General features: G+C 43.8%; 11 protein-coding genes and 1 pseudogene. 2 read left to right on the top strand and 10 right to left on the bottom strand.

What is annotated here, in order from left to right; genetic code table 11:
- Positions 1-141: 141 nt before the first annotated feature.
- On the bottom strand, positions 142-366 hold the full coding sequence (locus PBN151_RS25070) for a hypothetical protein (protein WP_072731263.1): 225 nt from the start codon (positions 364-366) through the stop codon (positions 142-144).
- 162 nt (positions 367-528) lie between these two features.
- Between PBN151_RS25070 and PBN151_RS25065 the strand changes: the two are divergent.
- Positions 529-648, top strand: a pseudogene (locus tag PBN151_RS25065) (LysE family translocator); the annotation flags it as partial.
- 94 nt (positions 649-742) lie between these two features.
- On the opposite strand, the gene PBN151_RS25060 reads toward PBN151_RS25065, so the two are convergent.
- From PBN151_RS25060 to PBN151_RS25050, 3 genes are all read right to left on the bottom strand, one after another.
- Entirely contained in the window at positions 743-1471 is a 729-nt protein-coding gene (locus PBN151_RS25060) for a hypothetical protein (RefSeq protein ID WP_072731261.1), read from the bottom strand.
- A gap of 78 nt (positions 1472-1549) precedes the next feature.
- On the bottom strand, positions 1550-2137 hold the full coding sequence (locus tag PBN151_RS25055; RefSeq protein WP_072731259.1) for a TetR/AcrR family transcriptional regulator: 588 nt from the start codon (positions 2135-2137) through the stop codon (positions 1550-1552).
- Between the two features lie 415 nt (positions 2138-2552).
- The gene (locus tag PBN151_RS25050) at positions 2553-4814 is read right to left on the bottom strand and encodes a PQQ-dependent sugar dehydrogenase (RefSeq protein WP_072731258.1); all 2262 of its coding nucleotides are present in this window, start codon (positions 4812-4814) and stop codon (positions 2553-2555) included.
- 440 nt (positions 4815-5254) lie between these two features.
- On the opposite strand from PBN151_RS25050, the gene PBN151_RS25045 reads away from it, so the two are divergent.
- Positions 5255-5770: a DUF1572 family protein gene (locus PBN151_RS25045; RefSeq protein WP_072731256.1), complete on the top strand. Its 516-nt coding sequence runs from the start codon at positions 5255-5257 to the stop codon at positions 5768-5770.
- A gap of 25 nt (positions 5771-5795) precedes the next feature.
- On the opposite strand, the gene PBN151_RS25040 is transcribed toward PBN151_RS25045, so the two are convergent.
- The 6 genes from PBN151_RS25040 to PBN151_RS25015 form a co-directional block, all read right to left on the bottom strand.
- The gene (locus PBN151_RS25040; protein WP_072731254.1) at positions 5796-6932 is read right to left on the bottom strand and encodes a sensor histidine kinase; all 1137 of its coding nucleotides are present in this window, start codon (positions 6930-6932) and stop codon (positions 5796-5798) included.
- Entirely contained in the window at positions 6929-7603 is a 675-nt protein-coding gene (locus PBN151_RS25035) for a response regulator transcription factor (RefSeq protein WP_065290563.1), read from the bottom strand. The genes PBN151_RS25040 and PBN151_RS25035 overlap by 4 nt, the downstream gene beginning before the upstream one ends.
- 27 nt (positions 7604-7630) lie before the next feature.
- Complete coding sequence (locus PBN151_RS25030) at positions 7631-9406, bottom strand: ABC transporter ATP-binding protein (protein ID WP_072731253.1); 1776 nt, start codon at positions 9404-9406, stop codon at positions 7631-7633.
- A 189-nt stretch (positions 9407-9595) separates the two neighbouring features.
- Complete coding sequence (locus tag PBN151_RS25025; protein ID WP_139295421.1) at positions 9596-11050, bottom strand: lytic polysaccharide monooxygenase; 1455 nt, start codon at positions 11048-11050, stop codon at positions 9596-9598.
- A 168-nt stretch (positions 11051-11218) separates the two neighbouring features.
- A complete protein-coding gene (locus tag PBN151_RS31520) occupies positions 11219-11431 on the bottom strand; it encodes a hypothetical protein (protein WP_227775065.1) in 213 nt (70 codons plus the stop codon).
- Between the two features lie 38 nt (positions 11432-11469).
- Positions 11470-13920, bottom strand: coding sequence for an EAL domain-containing protein (locus PBN151_RS25015; protein WP_072731249.1), 2451 nt, complete (start codon positions 13918-13920; stop codon positions 11470-11472).
- Between the last annotated feature and the right edge of the window lie 227 nt (positions 13921-14147).

Genomic DNA, 14147 nt, shown 5'->3' with positions numbered 1-14147 from the left:
TTGTTGCTTCGCTTCTATCGTGTTGTGAATATCATAACATTCTCTGATTAGCCGGTCGAATGTCCATAAATGAATGGCTGCAACTCGAGCAACATGCAAAAAAGCAGCTTGGTGAAAAATCTCCAAGCTGCTGCCTACGTACTATTGTATTTTCCTCTTAGCCCGACGCTGCGCAAGCAGACTGATTAGCACTGCCGTGTTGCCAACTATAAAAAAGAGTGACAGCATTGCTGCGAACAAAGTCGTTCCCATATAGTTAGAATCCTTATTCCCCTTCAATTGGATCAGAAATACGATGACGGCTATACAGCACGCAATACAACAAATCAGTAAGGCGCACAGGCGTCGCTTTATTCGTCGATCCATCTACCTATCCACCACCACATCATTCTCGTACTTGCTCGTTCGCAACATTGTTCCACAAGGAATAGCTACAACGATTCCTTTCTACATAACTATACGCCTAAGTTCTGCTTTTGTCTCTTCTATGGAAATAAAATTAAGTAATGGACTGAAAAATAAAAACTCTTAATTTCTCGTACTATTTCGCAAGGTCGCACAGCTGGAGTCATTTCGCTTCTTGGTGTTATACTTGGATTCGTGATTTACATGATCGCAACCATGTTCGGTTTCTCGGCTTTTTTCATTAACTTTTTCCTACCAAAAAGATGATATGATCATTCTTTGAGATTAGAAACCATAACAATATACTTTCCATAATTTGGGTATTTTTCGAGAAAAATTATTTTTTTTGACCTGTTATCCATTGTAACCAATAAGAAAACTCACAGGCTAAATGCATTTGATGCGATTTAATAAGGCTATTAGGACAAAGTGCTGGGAATTCAACCACTAGACTTACTTCTATCCCAGTATTAGTATCTTTAAATTGATGTCGAACTCCCCCAATAATAGTACCGTTTTTCATGCGTGCAACACCTGTTGATTGGTATTGATAAGAGTTATCTCTAGGTGTTTTCAATCCCGTTTCATCACCATAAACAATGAAAAATTGAACTGGGAATGGAGAATTACCAGTAGTTTCGATAACCTCTAATTCATTTTTCCCACAGGGTCTTAGTACATAGTGATCAGGACAAGCCGATAAATTCACTTGATTATTTTCACGTGATTGTTCAAGCATTAAACTATCAATTCCATTTATAGCTTCTTCTGCCGTAATCCCATCTAAATAGATACTTGTTTTTGAAAATTTTCGCTTACCGCCAGATAAAACTGTACTGATACGCATACCTATTTCGCTCAATCTAAGTTTAGATTTCAACTTATCGTACATTTCATTGTATGAATATTTCAACTTTAGTTCTGTTAGTTTTTTTATTATGTCGTCTATATCTTGTATTTCAGATTCTTTATGTCCTAATGTATGGAAAACTTTCTTAATACGTTCTTTTTTCCATTTTGTAAGTTGTTCCTGCGAAATATTATTTCCGTCAATATAAATTTTCATATTAATCCCCCTGTATTCTTCTTCAATTGTTTTTCCAATGATTGTTTTTCAATCTTATTCATTTACCATGATGTAATTTTAGATTTTTTCTTCTTTTTGATCGTATTTTAGTGTGGTTAATATTAGATTGACCATCTCTTTTTTTGTATTCAGAGTTAAATCTATCTCTGAATGGGCAATACTACTAAGACCATATAAAATAAATCCAGAAGTTAGAAATGAGTTGTCAGTGTGAAAAACTCCTGTTTTTACTCCATCCTCAATGACCTGTTTAATGAGCGGACGTAATTGCATAAATATTTTTTGCTCAAGTAGGTAATGTTGTTCCGTTTGAAATGAACTCGCATCTTTGTATGGCGCTAGTTTTTCAACAAATTTCCAAAATATATCTAGGGAATATTTCATTTTTTGCATAACTAGCAATTCATTCGAAGTAAGTATTTGCTGAATTATTTCTATATTTTTCACAATGAAATCATTTAAAATCTCATCGACAAATTCTTCTTTAGATTTAAAGTAATAATAAAATAAGCCTGTTGCTACACCTGCATGATTAACAACATCCTTTATGCTAAATCCTCCCATACCGTTTTTCATATAAAGATCAAAACCAATATCCATTAACTCTTGACGCCTTACATCAGCTTCTTTTGATATTCTTTTCATCATTTATCCCCTACCGCATTATTTTTTTAACTGAATCTGATTCAATCATATACGACTGAACTTAATTCAGTCAAGTTTTATTGAATTAAGTTCAGTCAGTTATTAATTTAACCATTTTCAAAGTATTTTATCTCCAAATACCTTACGAGATCTCGCTAGAGATGTTGGTTTTGTGCAACGAACCAGTAATTTAGTTTTAACCCAATTGGGAAGTTCTCACCAACTTGCTTACGAATTTCATAATAGGTTTCAATTAAAAATTTCATGCGTCAAATTAAATCTCAGCAGATGTTACTTCTCTTGGTTCATTGAAGAAATCCTTAATATCGCCAGTCAGAATAGACCCCCTACTTTATAGGAGGTCTATTCTTAATCTAGAAGCTTAAACAGACCAAGTCGTATACATTCATATTCGCTAGAAATTAGGTGCCAATCGAATAAGCTTATCCGGGGTGCCGTCACCGTTTTTATCGCCATTGTTACTGGTGACGAAATAGAGTGATCCGTCTGGCGCTTCGACAATGTCGCGAATGCGTCCGTATTTATTCACGAACAAGTAAGTAAGATCACTGCTCTTGATCGTCGGTTGACCGTTCTGCTCTCCAATGATCATGCGAATGATCTGTTTGCCTTTTAAATTGGTAACAAGCAGATTTCCTGCCCACGGCCCTTGAGTTACAAAAGTGATACCTGAAGGCGCCCAGGTTGTGCCATTCGCATAAATGAGCGGAGGCGTAATACCTGGTTGATTCTGATTCCCCCCCTCATATTTAGGCCAACCGTAATTGTTACCGAGTTGAATGTAGTTAATCTCATCTTTAGAGAATTCACCGTGCTCCGATGCAAAGAGACGATTCGTTCCAGGCTGCCATGCTAATCCTTGAGGATTCCGGTGTCCACGGCTATAAATTCGAGAAGAGGCAAACGGATTATCACTCGGAATGGTGCCGTCTAAATTCAGACGGAATATTTTCCCTCCAAGGTAAGTAAGTGTATCGTCTTTGTTGCCATAATTGCCATCTGCGAAATACAGCTTCTTGTCGGGACCTATTTTCAGTCGGCCGCCATTGTGATAGACCGCACCCGGAAGATTCGTAATAAGGACTTTATCTACTGTAGCGATGTTGTTATTCTCTTTAAGCCGAACGACCTGATTGGCAACTTTGTTGTCTGATGTTTTGTAGGAATGGTAGATATACATGTAGTGATTGGTGGTGAAATTAGGATCGAGAACCAGGCCCAATAAGCCGCCTTCGCTCTTAGGCATGTAGTAGAAAGGCGAGCCCAGCGTAATGACTGGCGTGGATTTCAACTTCCCGTTCACAATGACACGAACCCTGCCGCTATTACGTTCGGTGAAGAATATCCGCCCATCCGGTGCAAAATCAACAGCCCATGGTGTTTCCAAGTTGTTAGCAACAACCTCTGGCGTATAAGGATCGGAAGAGGCAGGGCTGGTTTTGACAGACAACGAATCGCTAGCTGCTGAACTATTCCCTGCTAAGTCCCTTGCTTTTACGGTGAAGGTATACGAGGTATTTGCCGTAAGTCCTGTTACATTAAAAGATGTCGCAGCCGTGTTTCCGGCGAGTGTGCCATTTTTATAAATGTCGTACGCATAGACGCTTACGTTATCTGTAGATGCCGTCCAGCTCAGATTGACTGACGAAGATGTTTTGCTCGGGCTTACAAGTCCTGTCGGAGCAGTTGGGGCCTGCGTGTCGGTTTGGTTTGTCGTTTTTACGGTGAGAGGGCTGCTGGCATTGGATATATTTCCTGCCGCATCTTTGGCTTTGACTGTAAATTGATAGGTGGTATCCGGCGTTAATCCGGTAAAGGTGTAGCTAGTATCCTTGACATTCGCTTGCGTCAGGACATTATCTTTGTATAAGTCATAGCCCTTCACGCCAACATCATCCAGCGATGCAGTCCAAGATATGTTCACAGTTGTATCCGTTACTTGGTTTGCTTGTAGATTTGTTGGTTCTGTAGGCGGGAATACATCACCGGTGGCATTGATTTTTACCTTGTCAAAGGTGGCCGTGCTTAGGCTGGATACATTATGGCTGGTGACAGCCAATCCTACATACAACGAAGCATTCATATTAATAGTCAAGTTGCCCAGATCGCCCCAGTTCAACCCGTTGTTGGATACATATCCTTTGATCACATTGCCTTTGCGTTCAAGCTTTACCCAGGCCGGACTCGTCGAAGCAATTTTAACACTCTGAGATGCTCCGCCCGTCTCAGTCCGGTACTGGAACGTGAACCCGTTGGAAGGCGTCAATAGCAAATCGACATGCTTGGAGTTGGCATTCAACGTTTCCCTTATCATAATTCCTGCCTTCGCAAAATCGTGTGTATTGGTCTGAGAAGAGACAAGGGCAATGATAGCGCCATCTCCTGTCCAGGGTTGATAGAGGTAATTGAACTGATCTGATTTGCCCCAGATGTCTGTGCCAGCACCGCTTACGGTAAATTGATCACCCCCTGGATCATAAGAAGCGCTGCCCGTTAATGCAGGAGAACCGATATTTTGTTGCTTCCACGGATTCGGTATAGCTCCTGCTATAGCTGCGACATCAAACCCTGCCTCGGCAAAACCTAATGTAGGTAATAAAGCGAGCAGCATACAAAAGCAGAGACTCAAAGCCATCATTTTGTTTCGTGCATTCATTGTTACACCTCCTTTTTAGATTTTGGATGAAATCCTCCTCCCCAAAAAAAATTAAACCACTTATACTTATGATCAATATTTCACCATATTTATCTAAACTGCAATTTATTGGAACGAAAACAAATATAAAATTCTTATTAAAAGCATTCGATGCATTCGTTTATTCTCTTTCTTACGGTGCGATATTTGCGTGTCTCGCCCCCAAATTCAAGGTTATAGTTGATCGGATCTAGGTATTCTTCCTGGTAGTAATGTTCAATCAATTCAAGATCCCCTTTTTTGTCCATACAAAAATTTGCACAGTGCCATTGCCCACAGTGCATATTCATTGCATAATACGAAGTATCATTACCATCATGAGGAAGCTGCTATACTACTCATTATTTCGTGTTGATCCGTAGGCGAATAGTAACGATGTTCATTCGAGGAGGATGATTCCTATGGGGTTGCAAACGGAAAGCCAGATCGCCCATCATTATTTGCATGTCGTGAATGAGAAATTCGTAGAATTGAAGAAGATGGGTGAACGAACGTTTGAACAATTAGAGGACGAAGAGTGGAACTGGTCTTACAATGTGGACTCGAACAGCATCGCGGTCATCGTAAAGCATATGAGCGGCAATATGATCTCACGCTGGATCGACTTTCTCACTACAGACGGCGAGAAGGACGATCGCAATCGAGATGAAGAATTCGAGGACAACATAACGAGTCGTGAGATGCTCCTTGATGTGTGGAACCAGGGATGGAAGGTGTTTCTGGACACCCTTCAATCGCTGACCGTAGACGATCTTACCAAGACGGTGACGATCCGACAGCAGCCGCACACTGTCATGGAGGCCATCGAGCGCCAGATGTCTCATTACGCCTATCATGTCGGTCAAATTGTGTACGCTGCCAAGGAATTGAAGTCCGAGAAATGGAGCACCTTATCCATTCCAAGAAAGAAAAACTGAACCTATTAAAAAAGCGCCGCTCACGCTACTTACGTAAACCGGCGCTTCCTGCTTCTAAAATAGATGATTCAGCCGCATTTGGGTCTAAGGGAAGCTTCACACAGAAGGTTGACCCTTCTCCCTTCCTACTTGACACTTGGATATCTCCAGAGTGAAGCTGGACGATCTTCTGCACAATAGACAGCCCCAACCCATTACCAGCAATGGTACGATTGCGAGACACATCTGCCTTGAAGAACCGCTCAAATAAATGCGGAATATGCTCCTCATCAATCCCAATCCCACTATCGCTAATGCACACTTCAACCGTTCCATTAGACATGCGCGCCTCGATATGAATAGCCCCACCTTCAGGCGTGAACTTAATCGCATTATGCACAAGGTTCATCCATACTTGACTCAGCATCTCTTCATCCGCTGAAATCTCCATTTTATCTACATTCAAATCTAATTCGATACGCTTCTCCAGCCATTGGGGTTCGCTGATCAACGCGATATTACGAAGCTGCTGATCCAATCGATAGCGCTTCATTTCCATCGGATGGTGCTCCGATTCCAGTGACGTTAATTTGAGCAAATTCTCGCTAAGCTTGGATAGTCTCATCGTCTCCATTTCAATGATTTGAAGATAATTTAGACGCTCTTCTTCGCTCAGTTCCTCACTCTGTAAGGCACGTGCGAATCCGCGAATCGAGGTCAATGGTGACTGAATTTCGTGCGAGACATTCGATATGAACTCCTGCCGCATCTGCTCCATTTCCCCTAAGCTGTCTGCCATTTGTTGAATCCCGTCAACGAGAGATCCGTATTCATCGCGGAAATCCTCATACATCGGGATACTGATATTAAACTCCCCTTGGGAAATTTTCTTCAGCGCATCCAGAATGGATTGGTAGAACTTAACGTGCTTAACGCGGACAAACGGGAATATGATTGCAAGTACCGCGACGAAAAATAGCAGTCCCATCACGCATAGAACAAGAAAAGCCCAATAGCTGTCTTGCTTCCAACCGACCCAGTTCATGACGTAAGGATTAATCAAATACGATAATGACCATGATGCCAGGATAAGTAATAATATGGTTGCCATTCCTGTTATGAATTTCAGAACACGACCTATCTTCGTCGCCTTAAAGGCTGCATACCGTTCACGAAGCGTCATTCGAGTACCTCTAGCCGATAGCCAAGCCCGCGAATCGTCTTGATCTTGAACCCATGTTCAGTCTCAGGGAACCTCTCCCGCAAGCGATTAATATGCACGTCAACTGTCCGCTCATTACCCTCGTAGTCATACCCCCATATATCCTCTATCAATTGTTCCCTGGAAAAGGTTTTACCTGGATATCCGCCCAGCTTGAATAATAGTTCGAATTCCTTCAAAGGCAATGAAAACGTCGCATCGCTAGTGGTTACTTCGAATGTATGCTGGTTCATGACGATACGTCCGAACTGAGCGATTTTTGATGTAGCGATCTGGTACCGCTTGAGCAGCGCCCTGACGCGAACGACAAGCTCCATCGGATCGAAAGGCTTCACTAGATAATCGTCTGTTCCAAGGTTGAACCCTTTGACCTTCTGTGATGTCTCGCCCTTAGCGGTTAGCATAAGGAGCGGGATATCATACAGCGCCCTTAATTCACGGCACAATTCCCACCCATCCATGTTCGGCATCATAATATCGAGCACAACCAAGTCAGCCTTATTGCTCTCCATCTGGGTAAGAGCTTCAACTCCATCAGGGGCTTCAATGGTCTTGAAGCCCTCCTTCTGCAAAAACACGGTGACTAGCTTGCGAATATGTGGATCATCGTCAACGACGAGTATGGTTGCCATCTACTCATTACCGCCCCTTTCTTCCTACTAGCAAGCCTCCTCCGATTCATCCAGAATGCGGAGCTGCTGTGCAGCGAATTCACGGTACATTTCGTGCGTCTCGAACAATGTCGCATGGGTGCCGCAGCCTGTTAGCTGGCCCTTCTCGACAAACAAAATTTGATCTGCATCTACTACGGTAGACAATCGATGTGCAATCACGAGCGTGGTACGGCCCTGCATCAGATTGTTCAATGCCTTCTGTACAACAATTTCTGATTTGCTGTCCAGCGCGGATGTTGCCTCATCGAGCATCAAGATACGCGGGTTGCGCAGCAGTGCCCGTGCAATGGCAATCCGCTGCCGCTGACCGCCAGACAGCTTAAGCCCCCGCTCTCCTACAGGAGTCTCATACCCTTCAGCAAGCTCCTGGATGAAGCCGTCTGCGTATGCCATTTGCGCGGCATGTTCCAGTTCTTCGTTCGTCACTTCACGATTCATACCATAGCAGATGTTCTCACGAATCGTTCCATCGATAAGCGGACTTTCCTGTGACACATAACCGATCTGAGTCCGCCAAGACTGGAGAGAGAACTCGTTAATATCCACCTCTCCAAGCTTAATTGCCCCTGAGGTTGGCAAATAGAAGCGTTCGAACAGCGAGAACAGTGTGGTCTTCCCACCGCCGCTTGGACCTACGATTGCCGTCACTTTTCCAGCAGGAATCGTGAAGCTTACATCCTCTAGTATAGGCTCACCGTGAGCATAAGCAAAGTGGACATTCTCCACTTGTATCGATTGATCGGCTTGTTCCACCTGCTTGCCATGTACATGATCTTCCTCTGCTGCATCGAAGATGGAGATCATATGATCCGTTGCTCCAATTGCCTTCTGCAGCTGCGTGAAGAACATCGATAACTGACTCATCGGCATCACGATCTGAATCAGATACAAAATGAAGGCAACCAACTCACCCGCAGACAACACGCCTGAGGATACCCGCATTCCACCATATCCGATGATAACAACAAGCAAGACCATTAATACAAAGGACATGATCGGAGCGATCAACGCCTGAACGACACCCTCTTTAATGCCGAAACGAAGCAAGTTATTGATGCCCTTGCGTCCGTTCTCATATTCTCTGGACTCTGCATTCGATGCTTTCACGAGACGAATCTCGGACAGGACTTGGCTTAATACAGCAGTGAAGGACGCTGTCTCATCCTGCAAGCCTTTTGATATTTTGAACATTTGTTTCCCAAGCGGGAGTAAAACCAGTGCTGCGAGTGGAATGACAACTAGCATAATGACCGTCATCTGCCAGTCCAAGTACAGCAATACGATAAATGAACCGATCACGGAAACGATTCCTGTGAAGAAGCTTGATAAATGCTCGGTAATGAACCCTTTCACAATCCCGGTATCATTCGTAATTCGGCTTACCGTCTCACCAGTCTTATTCTCATCATAATACGATACGGGCAATATCAGGAGCTTCCTCCACAATCGATCCCGCAATCCAGCTACAACCCGTTGGCCGATAAGATTCAGCATGTATATCGATAAACCGGAAGCAACCGTCTGAATAATGAAAGCTGCGGCCAGCGCCACAATCTGCATCGTATCCAGCTTCGACATGGAGAAGTTGTCTACCATCCCCTTCGTAAACATCGGTATTACCAGTGAGACTGCAGTTGAACCAATACTCATCAGCAACGCAATAAATAACATCAATTTCGATGGCTTTGTCTCATTTATGACGCGTAAAAATTGCCGCCAATTTCCGAATGACCCCTTCGTTCCTTCTATTTCTCTATCCATTGATCCCCAGCTCCTTATATATTATCCACTTGTGAAGTTGAGTCCATCATAATCAATGAATTTAAACGGAATGTAAACAGAAGCGACATCCATGCAAAAAGCCGTCCCATAACGAGAGCGGATGGAGAGTAAATTCTCCGGCTTCTTTCGTTCGAGAACGGCTTTTTCGGGTTGTATTCAACTATGCTTTTATTTTACAAGCTTCCACACATCTGTTTTTCCTGGCGTCTCGCCTTTTGTCCACCACTTCGCTTGGTACGTGGCGCCTTCATATGTCACATTAGCTTGTCCATCATAGGCGGTTGAAGAATTCCACTCTTGTGCCACATCGCTCAGCAGCTTCCATACATCAGAAGAGTCTGGCTTATCGCCTTGCGTCCACCATTTTGCTTCATAATCCAGACCTTGATAAGTGACGCGATCGCCGCTTACATATACTTTCGTGCTGTCCCATGTCGTCGATGTCTGCTCATCCGACTTCGTAGTCACTTGAACCGCATTGCTCGCCGCAGATCGATTGCCCGCTTCATCTACAGCCACTACAGTGTAAGTATACGTCGTTCCAGACTTCAGCCCTTGATCCATGAAGGATGGCTCCACTGCTGTACCGACAAACGTACCATTGCGGAAAACTTCGTATTGGGCCACCCCAACATTATCCTTGGATGCATCCCATACGAGATGAACACCTGTAGTCATCGTATGAGGCGCTCTTACGTTCGTCGGAACGGATGGAGCTTCTGTATCCACAACAGGCGCCTTCGTTGTCACAGTAAGCGGGCTGCTTGCCGCTGAACGATTATTAGCCCCGTCAACTGCGACTACCGTATACACATACGAGGTGGATGCAGTTAACCCTTTATCTACATAGGATGGAGTCACAGATGTGCCAACGAGTTTGCCATCTCGATAAATTTCATACTGCTTAATGCCATTTGAAGCATTTGATGCTGCCCAGCCTAGCTCAATACTTGCAGCCGTTTGGATTTTCGATTCGAGATTAGATGGAACCGTTGGAGGCTGAACCTCGCCATTGTTCACCAAGTTCACATCCACGACCTGATAGAATGCATTGCCTGTGTCCGCAATTTCCCAGACACCCAATATAATATGATAACCACTGCGGTCTGTTGGAATGGTTACCTCATGAGATACTTTGGTCTGTGGCTTTTTACCGCCATCTTGGAACGATGCGAACAGTTCCAAGTCCGAGCGCTTCAACGGCTCGTTCGGATTCCAGCCTTTTTTCGTAATATAGTATTTCCATTCCTTCGTGCTGTGCGGAGCAGTTAGATGCCAAGACATCGTGTTTTTGCCGCCATGCAGGGTAACCTTCGTCCATCGATCTGCCGATTGCTCGAACAGCTCGGGGAAGATCCCACCGCCTGTAATTTCTCCGTCCTTCGGACCGCCTACTGGGAAATTACCTTTTGCTTCTACACTCTGCGGCTCATATTGAATAGAACCACAGTTTTTATTTTCTCCTTGCTTGCACAGCAGCGCCCGGCTTGTCGGTCCTTCCATATAACCATGTGCGTACGCTGTACCAGCATAACCGCCTGCTGCTGCGGCACCTAATACAACTATCCCGCATGAAAGGATAAGCGTTTTAACATTTGTGCTCCATTCGCTTCTCTTCGTCATTCGTACTGTCTCCTTCCGTGTCATCACGTCACTTATAGGTGAAAATGTACAGGACAATATGAGCATACATTCATTAGTTGTCCCGACCACATCTTACCCATAACTTCACGCTCTGCAAAGGTTCCACATACCTATAGACGCGCTTTCGAACCAGCACTACATACGGGATTATAATTTCATGAGGAAAGAACCATTATCGCGACTTAAGTCACAGGAATTAGTTCCACCCATTTCCATAATTTGAAAATGAAATACCATTATCCCAATTACCGGAATTTTGGCACGATTCTTCTTCATTGAAAAATAATCAAAAAATGCTATTAAAGTTAAAGCATTATAATTCATTGTGACTATGAAGACACCAATTTCATATGTCTTCATGATCATTTATTTAACCGAAAATTATTCTACATTTATCTTCATACCGTATCTTCAGTTCGCAGCGGTACAAAAAAGGAACTCTCTACATCTGCTGCAGGCAGCGGCTTACTGAAGTAATAGCCTTGAATTTCACGACATTCCTTCTCAGTCAGAATATCCAACTGCTCCTTCGTCTCAATTCCTTCTGCAATCACATTCAGCTTCAAATGCTGCGCCATGGAAATAATGGTTGCAACGATCGCTTTATCATTCTCGTTGCTGGATATATCCGTAATGAAGGATCTATCAATCTTCAACTTATGTATCGGGAACGTCTTCAAGTAGCTGAGAGAACTATATCCTGTACCGAAGTCATCCAAGCTAATACGAATGCCAAGCTTATTGAGTTCATGCAGAATGGTCGTGGATATCCCCGCATCCATCATCATGCTCTCCGTGATTTCGAGTTCCAAATATTGCGAGGGTAGACCTGTTTCGTGCAGTACCAGCTTCACTTGCTCAGTGAGATTCGAATGATGGAACTGCTGTGTTGACAGGTTGACAGATACAGGAATAAGCGGACCTCCCGCATCATGCCATTCCTTCATCTGACGGCATGCCTCCCGAATGACCCAATTGCCGATTTCACTAATCATTCCTGTCTCTTCAGCTAATGGAATGAAGGTGCCTGGCATTAACAGGCCTCGCGTCGGATGGTTCCATCTCACGAGCGCTTCGACGCCGATCATTTTGTTCTCTTCCGTACTGATTTGAGGCTGATAATGCAGGACTAGCTCTCCCTTCTGTACTGCCTTGCGCAAGTCGCCTTCTAGCTCGATCTTGCCTAACAGGCCAACATCGAGATCTGAAGTGTAGAATTGATGACCGTTCTTGCCGTGTTTCTTCACCTCGTACATAGCTGCATCGGCCTTCTTAATCAATTCAACCGGATCTGTGCTGTCCTTCGGATAGATAGCCGTGCCGACACTTGTTGAAATGTAGAAATCATTATCCTTCAGCCGGAATGGCTGCCGCATCTCCTCGACGATACGCGTGGCCAATTTCTCACAATCAGTTCCAGCCGGATTCGTACGGCAGAGTACAATGAATTCATCGCCTCCGAGCCGTGAAATCGTTGCTTCATACCCTTCTACGCTGGAGATAATTCGATCGCTTACAGCCTTCAGGAATATATCGCCGTATGTATGTCCAAGCGAGTCATTAATTAACTTGAACCTATCAATATCCAGGGCCATTACGCCGAAGTATCCATCCTCCCGTTCACAATCCTTGATGAGCTGTGTCAGAATCTCGTTGAACATGCGACGATTCGGCAGTCCGGTCAGATCATCATGATAGGCCAGATGCTTAATCTGTTCCTTCGCTTTCTTCTCTTCCGTTATGTCCCGAGCGATAACATGATTGCCTGCCAGTTCACCTTCAATCTCCACCGGTACGATAATTACCTTCAGCTCTAACCGACGCCCATCCTTCGCAATAACTGCCGTATCATAGCTATGTGTTTTGTTTTCAATCGCAATATCGTACAACTTGCGGGCTCTTTCAGTTAAATCATCGGCAACGATCGCTTGAATATTGGATATATTTCGGTTTATGTATTCTTCCGCTTGCCCGCCAATCATCCGAATGACCGCAGGATTTATGCTAATGATTTGTCCGTTCGTATCTACGGATATGATTCCATCCACATTGTTCTCATACAATGTCCGGTACCAACCAGCATGTTCTTGAATCACATAATCTTTCTGGGACAGACGTCTGGTGATAAATACGCCGAATAAGGTCATGCCCAGTAACAAGAATGTCGCACAGGCAATAATGTAAGCGAGCACTGCCGGATCGATCAATAAGGCAGATCTCCGATAAATGTTCGGATTAATGTAGAAATGAGCTGCAATCATACCTGTATAATGCATGCCTGCAATGCCAGCGCCCATGATCAACGCACTTCCCAGCTTGTACCATGTTCCGCTTCCTGCCTGATCCTTGCGGAAATAGAACAGAAGCCACAGAGCGATCGCAGAAGCAGTCACCGCGATTGCAATCGACAAAATCACAATTGCTGTATCATAGGTAATCCCAATCATCATCGCATCCATGCCAACATAATGCATGCCAGATATTCCAAGCGCCATCAATATGCCTGATAGGATAAGCTCGCCAATACCGATCTTCTTCCTCGCTACGGTAAAGAGAGAGATACTTGAGACGAATATCGCAAGGATTACGGAGATAACTACATAGTCGATGTCGTATGTAACTTTCACCGGCAGCGACATGGATAACATCCCCACAAAATGCATGGACCAGATGCCTAATCCCATTGATGTTGCCCCGCATATTAGCCAGATTAACCTTCTGTTTCCTTTGCTCATACTGATTCTCCCGGCAAGATCCAATGCAGAGTAGGATGCAGTTACAGCAATTAAATAAGAAACGATAACGAGAAACAAATCATATGTCCCATGAATATGATGGACATGCCCCATTTTCAGACACCTTCTTTCCCTTTGTTGATAGGCACTTGCCATCATTTCAAAGCAACCGTATTTATGCGACAATCATACTATATTACTGATAAATTTTAAATATCTTCTAGGCGATAAGATGCTTTTTATAGGACTAATGAACCAATTAATTTTGTATATTTAGCAAACATTACCACGCATGCTTGCATCGCTTATCGTGTACAGTTATGGGTGTGGTTCATTCAGGA

Origin of the sequence: Paenibacillus sp. NAIST15-1, assembly GCF_001894745.1 — a bacterium.
In the GTDB taxonomy this organism is placed as follows: domain Bacteria; phylum Bacillota; class Bacilli; order Paenibacillales; family Paenibacillaceae; genus Paenibacillus_B; species Paenibacillus_B suaedae.
This window is presented reverse-complemented; position numbering and strand designations above follow the sequence as displayed.

Excerpts from the sequence above, each read along its gene's own strand:
- PBN151_RS25070 (WP_072731263.1), bottom strand. The coding sequence starts at position 366 with ATGGATCGACGAATAAAGCGACGCCTGTGCGCCTTACTGATTTGTTGT.
- PBN151_RS25060 (WP_072731261.1), bottom strand. The coding sequence starts at position 1,471 with ATGAAAATTTATATTGACGGAAATAATATTTCGCAGGAACAACTTACA.
- PBN151_RS25055 (WP_072731259.1), bottom strand. The coding sequence starts at position 2,137 with ATGAAAAGAATATCAAAAGAAGCTGATGTAAGGCGTCAAGAGTTAATG.
- PBN151_RS25050 (WP_072731258.1), bottom strand. The coding sequence starts at position 4,814 with ATGAATGCACGAAACAAAATGATGGCTTTGAGTCTCTGCTTTTGTATG.
- PBN151_RS25045 (WP_072731256.1), top strand. The coding sequence starts at position 5,255 with ATGGGGTTGCAAACGGAAAGCCAGATCGCCCATCATTATTTGCATGTC.
- PBN151_RS25040 (WP_072731254.1), bottom strand. The coding sequence starts at position 6,932 with ATGACGCTTCGTGAACGGTATGCAGCCTTTAAGGCGACGAAGATAGGT.
- PBN151_RS25035 (WP_065290563.1), bottom strand. The coding sequence starts at position 7,603 with ATGGCAACCATACTCGTCGTTGACGATGATCCACATATTCGCAAGCTA.
- PBN151_RS25030 (WP_072731253.1), bottom strand. The coding sequence starts at position 9,406 with ATGGATAGAGAAATAGAAGGAACGAAGGGGTCATTCGGAAATTGGCGG.
- PBN151_RS25025 (WP_139295421.1), bottom strand. The coding sequence starts at position 11,050 with ATGACGAAGAGAAGCGAATGGAGCACAAATGTTAAAACGCTTATCCTT.
- PBN151_RS31520 (WP_227775065.1), bottom strand. The coding sequence starts at position 11,431 with ATGAAGACATATGAAATTGGTGTCTTCATAGTCACAATGAATTATAAT.
- PBN151_RS25015 (WP_072731249.1), bottom strand. The coding sequence starts at position 13,920 with ATGGGGCATGTCCATCATATTCATGGGACATATGATTTGTTTCTCGTT.